We start from the raw sequence: 15,828 nt of genomic DNA on the forward strand, positions 1-15,828 counted from the left end.
TCAGGCCCGGGGCAGTTCCACCGTGACGCGGAGCCCGCCGGCGGGGCGCGGGGTGAGGGCGAGCGTCCCGTCGTGTGCGTGGGCGATGGACCTGACGATCGCCAGGCCGAGACCGACCCCTCCATGGTCGGTGTGGACGCGTTCGGCGCCGCGCCGGAACGGCTCGGTGAAGGTCGAGGCGAGCTCCGGGGAGATCCTCTCGCCGGAGTTCTCGACCGTGAGCGACACACCGCCGGGCCGGACGTCGGTACGCACCCACACCTCGCCCCCGTCGGGCAGATTGTGGACGATCGCGTTCTGGACGAGGTTCGTGGCCAGCTGCAGGAGGAGCGCGGGCGATCCGACGATGGGCGCGATGTCGCCGCCGGTCTCCAGGGTGACGCCACGCTTCTCCGCGAGGGGCAGAAGTGTCTCGGTGGCCTCCTCGGCGAGCAGGGACAGGTCGAGGTGTTCCCGGGTGAAGGTCCGCCGCTCGGCGCGGCTGAGCAGGAGCAGCGCCTCGGTGAGGTCGATGGCCCGGGTGTTGACGGCGTGGAGGCGTTCGATGACCTCGGCCCTGTCGTGCTCCGGATCGGTGCGGGCCACCTCGATGAGGGCCTTCGAGATCGCCAGCGGGGTGCGCAACTCGTGCGAGGCGTCCGCCGCGAACCTCCGCTGTTCGTCGACGTGTTCCTCGAGCCGGGCCAGCATCGTGTCGAAGGCGTCGGCGAGTTCGCGGAACTCGTCCTTGCGGCCCGGCAGCCGGATGCGGTGGGAGAGCGCCCCGGCCGAGGCCAGCCGGGTGGCGCCGGTGATGCGGGTCAGCGGGGCGAGCATCCGGCCGGCCAGGATCCACCCTCCGACCAGCCCGAACACCAGCAGGAAGGCCAGCACCGCGGCCGCCCGCGGAGCGAACTCGCGCAGCAGACTGGACCGGATGGGGAAAACACCGTTCATGGCGCTGTCGTCGGCGTTGATGAGCATCGCGCGGTCAGGCACGTACCGCAGGAGGAACAGCCACACCGCCGCGAGCAGCAGCACACCGGCCAGCATGAGGAACCCGGCGTAGCTGAGGGTGAGCCGGGCGCGCACGCTCAGCCCATGGGCCCTATCCACACGCGTCTCCCTCGTGCCTGGTGTGCCTGGTGTGTCCGGTGCGATCGGCGTGCCCGGCGTGCTCGGTGTGCCCGGCGTTGTCGCCGGGGCCGGTGTGCTCGCTGGGTCCGGCAGGTCCGGCAGCTCCGGCAGCTCCGGCAGGTCCCGCCTCCGGTCGTGGCTCGACGCGGTAGCCGACGCCCGGCACGGTGGTGATGATCCAGGGTTCGCCGAGCCGTTTGCGCAGGGCCGAGACGGTGATGCGCACGGCGTTGGTGAACGGGTCGGCGTTCTCGTCCCACGCGCGCTCCAGCAGCGCCTCGGCGCTGACGACACCGCCCTCGGCGGCGACGAGGACCTCCAGCACGGCGAACTGCTTCCTGGTCAGCGCGACATAGCGGCCGTCGCGATAGACCTCGCGGCGGAACGGGTCCAGCCGCAGACCCGCGATCTCCCGCACGGGCGGCCTGCTGTGGGCGCGCCTGCGGTCGAGAGCCCGGAGCCTGAGGACCAGCTCCTGGAGGTCGAACGGCTTCGTGAGGTAGTCGTCGGCGCCCAGCTCGAACCCGGTGGCCTTGTCGTCGAGGCGGTCGGCGGCGGTGAGCATCAGGATCGGCATGCCGCTGCCGGAGGCGACGATGCCCTTGGCGATCTCGTCCCCCGACGGCCCGGGAATGTCGCGGTCGAGGACGGCGATGTCGTACGCGTTGACGCCCAGCAGCTCCAGCGCGGTGTCGCCGTCGCCCGCGATGTCCGCCGCGATCGCCTCCAGACGCAGGCCGTCGCGGATGGCTTCCGCCAGATAGGGCTCGTCCTCGACGATCAGCACACGCATACGCCCGAGGCTACGAGCCGACGCCTATCGTCCGCGTATCGAAAACCGGATACACGCGGGCAACACCGCGCCGCCTTGACTGGCGCCATGACTCGAAACCCGCCACCCGCGCGATTACCGGCCGGCCGGATCCGCCGGATCCGCTGGCTCCTTCTCGCCGTCGCGGCAGCCGTTCTGACCGGCGTCCTGGCGGGCGTGATGGCGATCGCCCTCGCCGTCGGCCCGCAGCTGTCGACGTCCTGGTTGTCGTCGAAGCACTCGTCGAAGTCGTCGCTCTCCGCGGCCGACGGTGTCGTCCCCGAGGGCGTGACCGTCCTCGACGACACGTACGAGGCCGTGACACGGCTGGATCCGGCTCTGCTCGACGCCCTGCGCCGGGCCGCGACGGCCGCCGCGGCCGACGGGGTCGAGTTCTACGTCAACAGCGGCTGGCGTTCCCCGGAGTACCAGAACCAGCTCCTGCGCGAGGCGGTCGCCGCGCACGGGTCCGAGGACGAGGCCGCCCGCTGGGTGGCCACCGCGGCGACGTCCCCGCACGTGTCGGGGGACGCCGCCGACATCGGCCACTCCGACGCGGCGCAGTGGCTGGCCGAGCACGGCGCCGAGCACGGGCTGTGCCGGATCTACCGGAACGAGCCCTGGCACTTCGAACTGCGGACCCAGGCGATCGGGCACCGGTGCCCGGACATGTACGCCAACCCCACCGAGGACCCGAGGATGCGGCAGTGACGACCGACAGCGAGCGGGAACGGACGATGACGCGGGCCGACGCGGACGACGCGACTGATATGGCCGACGCGACTGATATGGCGGACGCGACTGACATGGCCGACGCGGCCGACACGGCTGGTGCGACCGGTACGACGGGTGCGGCCTACACGGCGGGCGTGACCGTCACGGCCTGCGCGACAGCTGTGGCCGAAAGTCGCCGTCACATCCCCCGCACCGTCCGCCGCGCCATCCCCCGAGCCGTCCGCGCCGGTCTGCGGCCGGACCCCTGGAAGCGCGGCCCCGTGCTCGCGGCGCTGGCGTTGCTGCTCGGGCTGTCCATGCTGCTGCACGCGCGGATCCCGAACCGGATCGGGAACCTCGGCAGCCTGGTCGAGACCTTCCTGCCCTGGTTCGGCCTGTTCGTCCCGGTGCTGCTCGCCGGGGCGCTGTGGCGCCGCTCCGTCTCCGCGGTGCTCGCGCTGCTGCTGCCGGTCACGGTGTGGCTGAATCTCTTCGGCGGGCTGCTCGGCGACAGGTCCCACCCCGGCGGCGACCTCACCGTGGCGAGCCACAACGTCGGCGCCGGCAACCCCGACCCGGCCGGTACCGCCCGCGACCTGGCCGCCTCCGGCGCGGACGTGCTGGCGCTGGAGGAACTGACGCCGCAGGACCGGGGCACGTACGAGAAGGGGCTGGCGAAGGCCTACCCGCACCACGCGGTACTGGGCACGGTCGGGGTGTGGAGCAGGCTGCCGCTGTCGGACACCCGGCCGGTCGACATCAGGACGGACGTCGGACCGCTGGCGAAGACCAAGCCGGCCGACGTCACGCTGGCCGACAACCGGGCGCTGCGCACCACGGTCGCCACGGACCGCGGGCCGCTCGCGGTGTACGTGGCCCACCTGGGATCGGCCCGGGTGAATCCCAGGGCGGGCTTCTGGACGGACTCGCGGGACAGGAACGCGCAGGCGCTGGGTGAGGCCGTCGCCGCCGAGCGGAACGAGCGGGTGGTGCTGCTCGGCGATCTGAACGGCACCATGGACGACCGCGCGTTCGACGGCCTCACGTCGCGGCTGCGTTCGGTCCAGGACGCGGCCGGGGACGGCTTCGGCTTCACCTGGCCCGCGAAGTTCCCGGTGGCGCGGATCGACCAGATACTGGTCCGCGGCGTGGAGCCGAGGAGCGCGCGCACGCTGCCCGCCACCGGCAGCGACCACCTGCCGGTGACCGCCGCGATCGACTGGTGAGCCGACTGCTGAACCAACCGGTGAACCCACGGCCGCCGGACGTCAACGGCAACTTCTTTTGTCGGAAGCATTGACGAAACACAGAGGCGCTTCTAGCTTCATCGCGTCGTACTTCGTACGTCATATATGAGACGCGATACGCGAGATCAGATACGCGAGCCCTCTTTCCCCGGGGAGACCTGGGGAGCCTGAGGGCTCCGTGCCACCGAGAGGCGAGCATGACCTCTGTGCCCATGCCGATCCCCTCCCGCACGCAGTTCGTGCAGGAAGGGATCAAACACCGCATCCTCACCGGGCAGTTGACCCCGGGGCAGGCCCTGGTCGAGACCGAACTGGCCGCGCAGTTCGGGGTGTCCAAGACCCCGGTGCGCGAGGCGCTCAAGACCCTGGCCGGCACCGGGCTCGTGGTGATGAACCAGTACAAGGGCGTCACGGTGCGCATGGTGGACGCGGACATGGCGCGCGAGGTGTACGACGTGCGGCTGCTGCTCGAACCGGAGGCCCTGCGGCGCTCCGTCCTGCGCGGCACCTCCCTCGACACGGCGCGCGAGGCGCTGGAGCGCGCCGACGCCGCCACCGACACCGCCCAGCGGTCCCTCGCCAACCGCGAGTTCCACCGCTCCCTGTACGTCCGCTGCGGCAATCCGCTGCTCGGCCGGATGCTCGACGAGGTCCGGGACCAGGCCGCCCTGGTCTCCGCGGTCGCCTGGGCCGCCGACCCGTCCTGGGAGCGCGAGGCCACCGAGCACCGGGAGATCCTGCGGCTCGCCCTCGAAGGCGACTCGGACGGCGCGGCACGCGCCCTGCACTCGCACATCGCCTCGTTCGTGCAACGGGCCTTCCCCGAGGCCCAGGGAAAGGGTGAGCAGGAATGACCGCGACCACGACCACGTTCGAGGCCCAACGGGCCGCCCTCGCCGACGTGGTGGCGATCCCCGTGACCCCCTTCGCCGAGGACGGCTCCATCGACCAGGACACGCACCGCGCGCTGCTGCGCCGGGCGCTCGACGGCGGCGTCCGCATCGTCACGCCGAACGGCAACACCGGCGAGTTCTACGCTCTCAGCCCTGAAGAGCGGCGCCTGGTCACGGAGTTGACCGTCGACGAGGCGCGGGGGAGGGCCACCGTCCTGGTCGGGGTCGGACACGACCTGCCGACCGCCGTCGCCTCCGCCCGCCACGCCCGGCAGCTCGGTGCCGAGATGGTGATGGTCCATCAGCCCGTGCACCCGTACGTGTCGGAGGGCGGCTGGGTCGACTACCACCGGGCGATCGCGGAGGCCGTCCCCGAACTGGGCGTGGTCCCCTACATCCGCAACCCGGTGCTGGCCGGCGCCCGGCTCGCCGAACTGGCCGACGCCTGCCCGAACGTGATCGGCGTGAAGTACGCCGTGCCGGACGCGGCCCGCTTCGCCGCGTTCGCCCGGGACGCGGGGCTGGAGCGCTTCGTGTGGGTGGCCGGGCTCGCGGAGCCGTACGCGCCCTCGTACTTCTCGGCGGGCGCGACCGGCTTCACCTCCGGGCTCGTGAACGTCGCCCCGGCCGTCTCGCTGAACATGATCGAGGCGCTGCGCTCCGGCGACTACGCGGGCGCCATGAAGGTCTGGGAGCAGATCCGCCGCTTCGAGGAACTGCGCGGGGCCAACGGCTCCGCCAACAACGTGACGGTCGTGAAGGAGGCCCTGGCCTCGCTCGGCCTGTGCCGCCGGGACGTCCGCCCGCCGAGCAGGCAGCTTCCCGAGTCCGAACGAGCCGAGGTCGCCGCCATCGCCGGGGGGTGGTCCATATGACCGACGTCAGCCCATCGACGTCCGGGGACGGACAACGCCCCGCCGCGGAGCGGCAGTTGCGCAGTCACCAGTGGTACGGCACCGAGGGCCTGCGCTCCTTCAGCCACCGGGCCCGCACCCGGCAGCTCGGCTACCTCCCCGAGGAGCACCTCGGCAAGCCGGTCATCGCGATCCTGAACACCTGGTCCGACATCAACCCCTGCCACGTCCATCTGCGGGACCGCGCCCAGGCGGTCAAGCGGGGTGTGTGGCAGGCCGGCGGCTTCCCCCTCGAATTCCCGGTGTCGACGCTCAGTGAGACCTTCCAGAAGCCGACCCCGATGCTCTACCGCAACATGCTCGCGATGGAGACCGAGGAACTGCTGAGGTCGTACCCGGTGGACGGGGCCGTCCTGATGGGCGGCTGCGACAAGTCCACGCCCGCCCTGCTGATGGGCGCCGCGTCCGTGGACCTGCCGACCGTGTTCGTGCCTGCCGGGCCCATGCTGCCGGGTCACTGGCGCAACGAGATCCTCGGCTCCGGCACCGACATGTGGAAGTACTGGGACGACAAGCGCGCCGGGCTCATCGGCGACTGCGAGATGACCGAACTGGAGAGCGGTCTGGCGCGCTCGCCCGGTCACTGCATGACCATGGGGACGGCGTCCACGCTCACCGCGGCCGCCGAGGCGCTCGGGGTCACCGTGCCCGGTGCCTCCAGCATCCCGGCCGTCGACTCGGGGCACGACCGGATGGCCGCCGCCTCGGGGCTCAGGATCGTCGAACTGGTCCGCAAGGACCGCAAGTTGTCGGACATCCTCACCCAGGAGGCCTTCGAGGACGCCGTGACGACCGTCCTCGGACTCGGCGGCTCCACCAACGCCGTGATCCACCTCATCGCCATGGCGGGACGCGCCGGAGCCCGGCTCACCCTCGACGACTTCGACCGCATCGCCCGTACGGTGCCGGTCCTGGCGAACGTACGGCCCGGCGGCCGTACATACCTGATGGAGGACTTCCACTTCGCCGGCGGACTGCCCGGGTTCCTGTCGCGGATCACCGATCTGCTGCACCTGGACCGGCCCACCGTCTCGCACGACAGCCTGCGCGAACAGCTCGCCACCGCGCAGGTCCACAACGACGAGGTCATCCGCACCCGGGAGAACCCCGTCGCCGCCGAGGGAGGCGTCGCCGTCCTGCGCGGCAACCTCTGCCCCGACGGCGCGGTCATCAAGCACATCTCCGCCGAGCCGCACCTGCTCAAGCACACCGGCCCCGCGGTCGTCTTCGACGACTACCGGACCATGCAACGCACCATCAACGACCCGGAGTTGGGCATCACCGCGGACACCGTGCTGGTACTGCGCAACTCCGGTCCCAAGGGCGGGCCCGGCATGCCCGAGTACGGCATGCTGCCCATCCCCGACCACCTGCTGAAGCAGGGCGTACGGGACATGGTGCGGATCTCCGACGCCCGCATGAGCGGCACGAGTTACGGCGCCTGTGTGCTGCACGTGGCACCCGAGTCGTACATCGGGGGGCCGCTCGCCCTGGTCCGCACCGGCGACACCATCACGCTCGACGTCGAAGCACGCTCCCTCCAACTCAACTTGGACGACGCGGAGTTGGAGCGGCGCCGGGAGCGGTGGACCGCGCCGCCCGAGCGCTACGAGCGGGGCTACGGCGCGCTCTACAACGACCAGATCACCCAGGCCGACACCGGCTGCGACTTCGCCTTCCTGGCCCGGCCGGGCAAGGTGCCGGACCCGTACGCGGGCTGACCCGTACCGCCTGAACCGCCTCGCACCTCTCGCGGTCCGGATGCCGCACGCCGTACGTGAAAGCGCTTGCCGTCAAGATCGCGCGCCCGTACCACCGGCTCGATCCGTACGACCGGCTCGACCCGTACCACCGGCTCGACCCGCACACCCGAGAACGGAGAACAGTCATGGCACAAGCCGCAGCCGTGGCGAAGCAGCCCGCGCCACCGAGGCGGCGCCGTGGCTCGGCGACGCCCCGCAGGCTCCCGTATCTGCTGATCGCCCCCGCGGGACTGCTGATGCTGGGCTTCATCGCCTACCCGGTGCTCAGCGTCTTCTACTACAGCCTGCAGCACTACAACCCCACCAAGCCGTGGCGCAACGGCTACGCGGGCTTCGACAACTTCACCCGCATCTTCACCGAGGACCCGCAGTTCTGGGACACGCTGGTCTTCAGCGCCAAGTGGGTCGTCGTGGAGGTCGGGCTCCAGCTGCTGTTCGGCCTCGCCCTCGCACTGATCGTCAACCAGACTTTCGTGGGCCGCTCGCTCGGCCGCGCCATGGTCTTCTCACCCTGGGCCGTCTCCGGCGTGCTCACCTCCGCGATCTGGGTCCTGCTCTACAACTCCCAGACGGGCATCACCCGTTACCTCGCCGACATGGGCATCGGGGAGTACGGCACCAGCTGGCTCTCCGACACCTCGACGGTCTTCCCAGCGGCGGTGGTCGCGGACCTCTGGCGCGGCGTCCCCTTCTTCGCCATCCTCATCCTCGCCGACCTCCAGTCCGTGTCGAAGGACCTGTACGAGGCCGCCGAGGTCGACGGCGCCAGCCGCCTGAGGCAGTTCCTGCACATCACCCTGCCCCACCTCAAGGACGCGATCATCCTCTCCACCCTGCTGCGCGCGGTGTGGGAGTTCAACAACGTCGACCTGCTCTACACACTCACCGGCGGCGGACCCGCGGGGGAGACGACGACACTCCCGCTGTACATCGCCAACACCAGCGTCGACGCGCACAACTTCGGCTACGCCTCGGCCCTGACCACCGTCGCGTTCGTGATCCTGCTGTTCTGCTCGATGGTCTATCTGCGGCTGAGCAAGTTCGGAGTGGGTGGGGACAAGTGATCACCAAGGACATCGACACCATCACCCCGGCCGAGCGGTCCGCACCGGTGGCCGACGAACCGCCGCAGCGGCCCCGCAAGAATCGGCGCGCCTGGGACGAGGCCCCGCGCTGGCAGATCTACCTCCCGCTCGGCATCTACCTCGTCTTCACCCTCGTCCCCTTCTACTGGATCCTGCTGTTCGCGCTCAGGCCGACCGGCTCGACCTCGCTCGTGCCCTGGCCGATGACGTTCGAGCACTTCGACAAGGTGTGGAACGACCGCAGCTTCGGCACGTACTTCGAGAACAGCGTGTACGTCGGCCTCGCCACGCTCCTCATGACCACGCTGGTCGCGCTGGCCGGCGGCTACGCGCTGGCCCGCTTCGACTTCAAGATCAAGCGCGCGTTCATGCTGGCGCTGCTCTGCTCGCAGTTCGTACCGGGCGCGCTGCTCCTGGTGCCGCTGTTCCAGATCTTCGCCGAACTCCAGATGATCAACTCGCTGGGCAGCGTCATCATCGCCGAGACCGTCTTCCAGCTGCCGCTGTCGATGATCCTCATCAGCGGCTTCATCCGGAACGTGCCGTACTCCCTCGAAGAGGCCGCCTGGGTCGACGGCTGCAACCGCTTCACCGGCTTCCGGGTCGTCGTCCTGCCGCTGCTGAGGCCCGGACTGATCGCGGTCGGCTCCTTCGCCTTCGTGCACTCCTGGAACCACTTCCTGTTCGCCCTGATGTTCCTCAGCAACCAGGAGAAGCAGACGATCCCCGTCGGCCTCAACAGCCTGATGAGCGCCGACAGCGTCGACCTCGGCGCGCTCGCCGCCGGCGGCATCATCGCGGCCGTACCCGTCGTGATCGTCTTCGCCTTCATCCAGAAGTGGCTGATCACGGGCTTCAGCGCCGGGGCGGTGAAGGGATGAGCGACCTCGAATGTCCCTTTCCCGTCGTCCTCGCGGGCGCCCGCGGGCACGGCCGCTGGCACCTGGAAAACATCCGCCGCCTCCAGGACAAGGGCCTGGTCCGCCTCGCCGGCATCTGCGAACTGACCCCGCTCACGGACGAGGAACTGGCCGGCTTCCTCACACCCGGGCAACTCCCCGAGCAATCCGCCGACTTCGGCGCACTGCTGGACTCCACCGGCGCCGCGATCGCCGTGATCTGCACACCGATCCCCACCCACACCGACCTGGCGCTGACGGCCGCCGCCAGGGGCGTACACCTCCTGCTGGAGAAGCCGCCGGCCCCGTCGTACGCCGAGTTCCGCCGGATGGCCGACGGGGTCGCGGCGGCCGGGGTGGTGTGCCAGATCGGCTTCCAGTCGATGGGCTCGCACGCCGTGCCCGCGATCCGGGAGCTGATCGCGCGGGGCACGATCGGCAGCGTGCACGGCATCGGCGGGGCCGGGGCCTGGGGCCGCGCCGAGGAGTACTACCGCCGCGCGCCCTGGGCGGGACGGCGCCGGATGAACGGGGCCGACGTCGTCGACGGCGTCCTGACGAACCCCCTCGCCCACGCCGTGGCCACCGCACTCGCACTCGACGGCGCCACCCGCGCCGAGGACGTCACCGGCATCGAGACCGAGCTGCTGCGCGCCAACGACATCGAGTCCGACGACACCTCCTGCGTCCGCGTCACCACCGCGCGCGGCAGCCGGATCACCGTCGCCGCGACCCTGTGCGCCGAACACCCCGACGAGCCGTACGTCCTCGTGCACGGCACCAGCGGCCGCATCACCTTCTGGTACAAGCAGGACCGCGTCCTCGTGCAGCGCACGGGGCACGGCCCGCAGGAGCTCAGCCTCGGCAGGACCGACCTTCTGGAGAACCTGGTCGAACATCTCGAAGGGCGGGCCGAGTTGCTGGTCACCCCCGACGAGACCGGCGCCTTCATGAAGGTCGTCGAGGCGATCCGGCAGGCGCCCGACCCGGTCGCGCTGCCCGACGGCGCCTGGTACCTCGACGCCGACGAGCACCGCCGGGTCGTGCCCGGGGTCGACGGACTCGTCGCGGCCGCCGCCGACACCCTCGCCCTCTACTCCGAGCTGGGCGCCTCGTGGGCACTGTCGAAAGAGGTGAGCACCTGATGAACAACGAGTCGCTGGTCCTGCGCGTCGCGGGCCGCCCGGTCGGCCGTTACATCGCCCGGCCCGAACTGGCGCCGACCCTGTCACCGCGTCCGTACCTCCATCCCGTCACCACCCTGGTCGGCACGGCTGTCACCGAACTCAGCCCCGCCGACCACCTCCATCACCTCGGCGTCGGTGTAGCCGTTCCCGACGTCGAGGGTCACAACTTCTGGGGCGGCCGCACCTTCGTACGCGACCAGGGGCCGACCGAGCTGGACAACCACGGCGCCCAGCGGCACGCGGCGTTCCAGCTGCGCGACCCGGACGGCTTCGTGGAGGAGCTGCGCTGGGTCGCCGGGGGAGCCGAGCTGCTGCGCGAACGGCGTACGGTCGCGGCGACCGAACTGACCGACACCGCCTGGGCGTTGGACTTCACCTTCTCGCTCACCAACACCACCTCCGGGCCCCTGTCGATCGGCAGCCCGGCGACCAACGGCCGGCCCGGCGCGGCGTACGGCGGCTTCTTCTGGCGGGCCCGCAAGGAGGCCGAACCGCCGGCCGTGTTCACGGCGGACACCGAGGGCGAGGACGCGGCGCACGGCACGCGCGCCGGCTGGGTGGCGCTCGCGGGAACCGGCTGGACGCTGGTGTTCGCCGGGGCCACGGACCGCACCCGGCGCGACCCGTGGTTCGTGCGCGGCGCCGAGTACCCGGGCGTCGGCTCGTCCCTGGCCCACGAGGAGCGGCTGCCGGTCCCGGCGGGGGAGACCGTCGTACGCCGGGTCGTCACCGTGGTCGCCGACGGCCGCCTCGACCGGGCCGAGGCGGCGGCGCTCGTCCGCAAGGCGGTGAGCCCGTGAACGGCCAGGACACACCGTTGCGAGGCCAGGACAACCCCTTGCGAGGTCAGGAGAAGGACTTGAGTGGTCAGGAGAGGGCCCTCAGCGGTCAGGACGCGCCCGCCGTCACCGCCGACCTCGGCGACGGCACGTACCGCAACCCGGTCCTGGACGCCGACTGGTCCGACCCGGACCTCCTGCGCGTCGGCGACGACTACTACCTCACCGCCTCCAGTTTCGGCCGGGCCCCGGGCCTGCCGCTGCTGCACTCCCGCGACCTGGTCAACTGGACGCTGATCGGCCACGCGCTCCAACGCCTCGAACCGGCACGGGATTTCAGGAAGCCCCGGCACGACTGCGGGGTCTGGGCACCCTCGTTACGGCACCACGACGACCGCTTCTGGATCTTCTGGGGCGACCCCGACCACGGCATCTTCCAGGTCAACGCACCTGAGATACGCGGCCCTTGGACCCGCCCCCACCTCATCAAGGCGGGCAAGGGACTCATCGACGCCTGCCCGCTGTGGGACGAGGACAGCGGCGAGGCGTACCTCGTGCACGGCTGGGCCAGATCCCGCTCCGGCGTCAAGAACCGGCTCACCGGCCACCGCATGCGGCCCGACGGCACCGGTCTGCTCGACGAGGGCAAGCTGATCGTGGACGGCGACCGCATCCCCGGCTGGTTCACCCTCGAAGGCCCGAAGCTGTACCGGCACGACGGCTGGTTCTGGATCTTCGCCCCCGCGGGCGGGGTAGAGACCGGCTGGCAGGGCGCCTTCCGCTCGCGCGGCTTCTTCGGCCCGTACGAGGAGAGGGTCGTCCTGGAGCAGGGCGACACCGACGTCAACGGCCCCCACCAGGGCGGCTGGGTGTCCACCCCGTCCGGCGAGCACTGGTTCGCGCACTTCCAGCAGAAGGGCGCGTACGGGAGGGTCGTCCACCTCCAGCCGATGCGCTGGGGCCGGGACGGCTGGCCGGTCATCGGCGACGAGGGCACCCCCGTGGCCGTACACCGCAAGCCCGACCTGCCGCGGCAGCCGCTCTCCGCGCCCGCCACCGACGACGACTTCCCCGGCGGGCGGTTCGGACGCCAGTGGCAGTGGACCGCCAACCCGCAGGACGGCTGGGCGACCCAGCACTCCGGCGACGGGCTGCGGCTGAGCTGCGTACGGTCGGCGGACGCGGACGATCCGCGCAAGCTCGCGAACGTGCTCACCCAGCGGCTGCCCGGCACCCCGTGCACCGTCGAGGTCGAGCTGCGGCTCGACGCCGAGGAGCCGGGCGCACGGGCCGGACTCGCCGTACTGGGCGACGCGTTCAGCTGGATCGGGCTCGAACGGGGGGCCGACGGGACGGTCCACCTCGTGCACCGGTTCGGCGACTCGGTCGCGGAGCGGGAGCGCGACGCGGCGCATCCGCGGATGGCACCCGGGGGACGGGTCCGGCTGCGGATCGAGGTGGGAGCGGGGGCGCGCTGCCGCTTCTCGTACGACCTCGGCGACGGCGACGGCTGGGAGTCCTCGGGGCAGGTCTTCGCGGCCACCCCCTGGCGCTGGGTCGGCGCCCTGCTCGGCCTCTTCGGGGTCGCGCCGTCCGGCGGGGGACACGCGGGGGCGGCCACGTTCACGCGGTTCCGCGTCACCGCCCGCGAGACCGACCGCGGCGCCGCCGGCCGCAGCACTGTGTCACCTGTCTGACCGCACCACGTCATCACCGATGTAAGCCTGTGGGGAGCCGCAATGACACACTTCCGGAGCAAGCGCTTGCCGAGACCGGGGCCGGAGCCAGGACCGAGGCCGAGGCCGAGGTCGGGACCGATGTCGGGGCCCAGGCTGGGTCCCGGTTCCGGCCGGGTACTGGTCACGGTCGCCGCACTCGTGGCCGCACTGGGGCTGGGGGCCCTGGCACCGGCCGAGGCGGCCCCCGGGAGGGCTCCGGCGGGGTCCGCCGACACCGCGCACGGGTTCGCCTCGCTCGAAGGCGGTACGACCGGAGGCGCCGGCGGCGAGGTCGTCACCGTGACCACCCAGGCCGACCTGGAGCGCTACGCGGCGGCCGAGGAGCCGTACGTCATCCGGGTGGCCGGGACGATCAAGGCGGAGCCGTTCGGCGCGAACATCGCCGTGGCCTCGGACAAGACCCTCATCGGCGTCGGCACGGCGGGGGAACTCGTCCAGGGCGAACTGCACCTCGCCCCCGGCACCCACAACGTGATCATCCGCAACCTGACGATCCGCGACTCGTACGTCGAGGGCGACTGGGACTGCAAGGACACCGACTTCGACGGCATCCAGCTGGACACCGCCCACCACGTCTGGATCGACCACAACCGCTTCTCGCGGATCTGCGACGGACAGCTCGACGTCCGCAAGGACAGCGAGTACGTCACCGTCTCCTACAACCGCTTCGAGGACAACAACAAGACCTTCGGCATCGGCTGGACGCCGAACGTGCGGACGCAGATCACCATCGACCACAACTGGTTCCGCGGGACGAAGCAGCGCAACCCGTCCGCCGACAACTGCGCCTACGCGCACCTCTACAACAACTACCTGACCGCGCAGGCGGACCCCGGCGACCCGGTGTGGACCTACGGCAACTGGTCCCGCGGTCTGACGAAGATGGTCATCGAGAACAGTTACTACGACGGCGTCCAGCACCCCTACCAGGCCGACGCGACGGCCGAGTTGGTGCAGCGCGGGTCGATCCTCAAGGACACCACCGGCCGGCACGAGGCATGGGGCGCGGCCTTCGAGCCGCAGGACTTCTACGACTACCGGCCCGACCCCGCGGCGGCCGTCCCCGCGCTCGTGTCCAGGTTCTCCGGGCCGCAGAAGAAGCTCGGTCACCACTCCACAGCGACACAACCCTCGTTGGATCCAGAAGAAGAGAGCCGATCATGAAGAGCAGCATTCGCAGCAGCAGTAGAGGAGCGCGCCGCTCCGCCGCCGCCGTCGCCGTGAGCGCCGTCCTCGCGCTGACCGCCACCGCCTGCGGTGACGACGGCAGCGGTTCGTCCGGCGACAAGGGCGCCGAGGGCAGTGGCAAGGGCGAGATCACCTTCTGGGACAACAACGGCGGTGTCCGCACCGACATCTGGAAGGAGATCATCGCCGACTTCGAGAAGGCGAACCCGGACATCGACGTCAAGTACGTCCCGATCGCCGCCACCGAGTACCAGTCCAAGGTCGACACCTCCATCCAGGCCAAGGGGCTGCCGGACGTCGGCGGTGTCGGCGCGGCGATGCTCGCGGGCTTCGCCGCGCAGAACGCGCTGGAGCCGCTGGACGACCGCCTCGGCAAGTCCTCCCTGAACGGCAAGCTCAACGAGGACATGGTCAAGTCGCTCAAGGCCGCGGGCGGCGGCGGTGCCGACGACAGCACCCTGTACTCGGTGCCCACCTCCGCCAACAACGGCGTGCTCTACTACCGCACCGACCTGTTCAAGAGCGCCGGCCTGGACGCGCCGACCACCTGGGACAAGTTCTACGAGGCCGCCGACAAGCTCACCGACAAGGACAAGAACGCCTTCGGTTACACCATCCGCGGTGGCGCCGGTTCCATCGCCCAGGCGCTCGACGCGATGTACGGGCAGTCCGGCATCACCTCGTTCTGGGACTCGGGCAACGAGAAGACCACGGTCAACGACCCGAAGAACGTGGCGGCGCTGGAGAAGTACACAGGCCTCTTCAAGAAGGTCACCCCGGCCGCCGACCTCAACAACGACTTCACCAAGATGGTCGCGCAGTGGGACTCCGGCACGATCGGCATGCTCAACCACAACCTGGGCTCCTACCAGGACCATGTGAAGGCGCTGGGCGCGGAGAAGTTCCGCGGTATTCCGCAGCCGGTCGGGCCCGGGGGCAAGCGGGTTCAGGTGTCCAACCCCGTGGACGGGCTGGGCATCTTCAAGACGTCCAAGAACAAGGACGCGGCGTGGAAGTTCATCGAGTTCGCCACGGCGAAGGCGCAGAACTCCAAGTTCAACGAGTCCGCGGGGCAGGTGCCGTCGAACACCGACGCGGCGAAGGACGCGTGGGTCTCCGAGGCCGAGCCGACGAAGTTGGCGGCCGAGGCGCTGACCGACGGTTCCACGACGATCGTTCAGCTGCCGTACTACCTGCCCGACTGGAACACCATCTCGAAGACGGACAATGAGCCGGCTTTCCAGAAGGTGCTGAACGGGTCGTTGAGCGAGAAGGAATTCCTGGACACGTTGGCCGATCAGCTCAATGAGGCTCAGACGGAGTGGAACGAGCAGAAGGGGTAGCGCCGGCCGCTGGTTGGGGTTGTGGGTGACTGCGGGGCCGTTGTGGCTGGTCGCGCAGTTCCCCGCGCCCCTTTAAGCGTAAAGATTGCGCCGTTCCCCGCGCCCCTAAAGACAAAAGACTGCGCCGTTCCCCGCGCCCCTGAAGGGCGA

The 15,828-nt window shown here is 70.6% G+C and carries 14 protein-coding genes; 12 read left to right on the top strand and 2 right to left on the bottom strand.

The window, feature by feature from the left end; all coding sequences use genetic code 11:
- Both IE278_RS08370 and IE278_RS08375 read right to left on the bottom strand, forming a co-directional pair.
- Window positions 1-1,095, bottom strand: coding sequence for a sensor histidine kinase (locus tag IE278_RS08370; RefSeq protein ID WP_189770299.1), 1,095 nt, complete (start codon window positions 1,093-1,095; stop codon window positions 1-3).
- Complete coding sequence (locus tag IE278_RS08375; RefSeq protein WP_246570142.1) at window positions 1,088-1,909, bottom strand: response regulator transcription factor; 822 nt, start codon at window positions 1,907-1,909, stop codon at window positions 1,088-1,090. The genes IE278_RS08370 and IE278_RS08375 overlap by 8 nt, the downstream gene beginning before the upstream one ends.
- A gap of 87 nt (window positions 1,910-1,996) precedes the next feature.
- Between IE278_RS08375 and IE278_RS08380 the strand changes: the two genes are divergently transcribed.
- The 12 genes from IE278_RS08380 to IE278_RS08435 all read left to right on the top strand — a co-directional run bounded on the left by IE278_RS08380 (window position 1,997) and on the right by IE278_RS08435 (window position 15,678).
- Window positions 1,997-2,638, top strand: coding sequence for a M15 family metallopeptidase (locus IE278_RS08380; RefSeq protein ID WP_189770300.1), 642 nt, complete (start codon window positions 1,997-1,999; stop codon window positions 2,636-2,638).
- A 59-nt stretch (window positions 2,639-2,697) separates the two neighbouring features.
- Complete coding sequence (locus IE278_RS08385) at window positions 2,698-3,867, top strand: endonuclease/exonuclease/phosphatase family protein (protein WP_373311948.1); 1,170 nt, start codon at window positions 2,698-2,700, stop codon at window positions 3,865-3,867.
- A 218-nt stretch (window positions 3,868-4,085) separates the two neighbouring features.
- Complete coding sequence (locus IE278_RS08390) at window positions 4,086-4,742, top strand: GntR family transcriptional regulator (RefSeq protein ID WP_189770302.1); 657 nt, start codon at window positions 4,086-4,088, stop codon at window positions 4,740-4,742.
- A complete protein-coding gene (locus IE278_RS08395; protein WP_189770304.1) occupies window positions 4,739-5,656 on the top strand; it encodes a dihydrodipicolinate synthase family protein in 918 nt (305 codons plus the stop codon). The genes IE278_RS08390 and IE278_RS08395 overlap by 4 nt, the downstream gene beginning before the upstream one ends.
- Complete coding sequence (gene araD, locus IE278_RS08400) at window positions 5,653-7,416, top strand: L-arabinonate dehydratase (RefSeq protein WP_189770306.1); 1,764 nt, start codon at window positions 5,653-5,655, stop codon at window positions 7,414-7,416. Before IE278_RS08395 ends, araD begins: the two co-directional genes overlap by 4 nt.
- Window positions 7,417-7,583: 167 nt before the next feature.
- On the top strand, window positions 7,584-8,522 hold the full coding sequence (locus IE278_RS08405) for a carbohydrate ABC transporter permease (protein ID WP_189770514.1): 939 nt from the start codon (window positions 7,584-7,586) through the stop codon (window positions 8,520-8,522).
- Window positions 8,523-8,533: 11 nt separating this feature from the next.
- Window positions 8,534-9,424: a carbohydrate ABC transporter permease gene (locus IE278_RS08410; RefSeq protein ID WP_373311949.1), complete on the top strand. Its 891-nt coding sequence runs from the start codon at window positions 8,534-8,536 to the stop codon at window positions 9,422-9,424.
- Window positions 9,421-10,587, top strand: coding sequence for a Gfo/Idh/MocA family protein (locus IE278_RS08415; protein ID WP_189770310.1), 1,167 nt, complete (start codon window positions 9,421-9,423; stop codon window positions 10,585-10,587). The genes IE278_RS08410 and IE278_RS08415 overlap by 4 nt, the downstream gene beginning before the upstream one ends.
- Window positions 10,587-11,429, top strand: coding sequence for a DUF6807 domain-containing protein (locus IE278_RS08420; protein ID WP_373311938.1), 843 nt, complete (start codon window positions 10,587-10,589; stop codon window positions 11,427-11,429). The genes IE278_RS08415 and IE278_RS08420 overlap by 1 nt, the downstream gene beginning before the upstream one ends.
- A gap of 59 nt (window positions 11,430-11,488) precedes the next feature.
- Window positions 11,489-13,105 (top strand): glycoside hydrolase family 43 protein, encoded by a 1,617-nt coding sequence (locus tag IE278_RS08425; RefSeq protein WP_189770312.1) that lies wholly within the window; start codon window positions 11,489-11,491, stop codon window positions 13,103-13,105.
- A 120-nt stretch (window positions 13,106-13,225) separates the two neighbouring features.
- The gene (locus tag IE278_RS08430; RefSeq protein ID WP_246570144.1) at window positions 13,226-14,311 is read left to right on the top strand and encodes a pectate lyase family protein; all 1,086 of its coding nucleotides are present in this window, start codon (window positions 13,226-13,228) and stop codon (window positions 14,309-14,311) included.
- A complete protein-coding gene (locus IE278_RS08435; RefSeq protein ID WP_189770316.1) occupies window positions 14,308-15,678 on the top strand; it encodes an ABC transporter substrate-binding protein in 1,371 nt (456 codons plus the stop codon). The genes IE278_RS08430 and IE278_RS08435 overlap by 4 nt, the downstream gene beginning before the upstream one ends.
- The last annotated feature ends 150 nt before the right edge of the window (window positions 15,679-15,828 follow it).

Origin of the sequence: Streptomyces tauricus (genome assembly GCF_014650955.1) — a bacterium.
GTDB lineage: Bacteria > Actinomycetota > Actinomycetes > Streptomycetales > Streptomycetaceae > Streptomyces > Streptomyces tauricus.

What these genes read in the sequence shown, in the direction of transcription:
- IE278_RS08375 (WP_246570142.1), bottom strand. Translation starts at nt 1,909, where the DNA reads ATGCGTGTGCTGATCGTCGAGGACGAGCCCTATCTGGCGGAAGCCATC.
- IE278_RS08420 (WP_373311938.1), top strand. Translation starts at nt 10,587, where the DNA reads ATGAACAACGAGTCGCTGGTCCTGCGCGTCGCGGGCCGCCCGGTCGGC.
- IE278_RS08405 (WP_189770514.1), top strand. Translation starts at nt 7,584, where the DNA reads ATGGCACAAGCCGCAGCCGTGGCGAAGCAGCCCGCGCCACCGAGGCGG.
- IE278_RS08380 (WP_189770300.1), top strand. Translation starts at nt 1,997, where the DNA reads ATGACTCGAAACCCGCCACCCGCGCGATTACCGGCCGGCCGGATCCGC.
- IE278_RS08395 (WP_189770304.1), top strand. Translation starts at nt 4,739, where the DNA reads ATGACCGCGACCACGACCACGTTCGAGGCCCAACGGGCCGCCCTCGCC.
- IE278_RS08430 (WP_246570144.1), top strand. Translation starts at nt 13,226, where the DNA reads ATGTCGGGGCCCAGGCTGGGTCCCGGTTCCGGCCGGGTACTGGTCACG.
- IE278_RS08385 (WP_373311948.1), top strand. Translation starts at nt 2,698, where the DNA reads ATGGCCGACGCGACTGATATGGCGGACGCGACTGACATGGCCGACGCG.
- araD (WP_189770306.1), top strand. Translation starts at nt 5,653, where the DNA reads ATGACCGACGTCAGCCCATCGACGTCCGGGGACGGACAACGCCCCGCC.
- IE278_RS08390 (WP_189770302.1), top strand. Translation starts at nt 4,086, where the DNA reads ATGACCTCTGTGCCCATGCCGATCCCCTCCCGCACGCAGTTCGTGCAG.
- IE278_RS08435 (WP_189770316.1), top strand. Translation starts at nt 14,308, where the DNA reads ATGAAGAGCAGCATTCGCAGCAGCAGTAGAGGAGCGCGCCGCTCCGCC.
- IE278_RS08415 (WP_189770310.1), top strand. Translation starts at nt 9,421, where the DNA reads ATGAGCGACCTCGAATGTCCCTTTCCCGTCGTCCTCGCGGGCGCCCGC.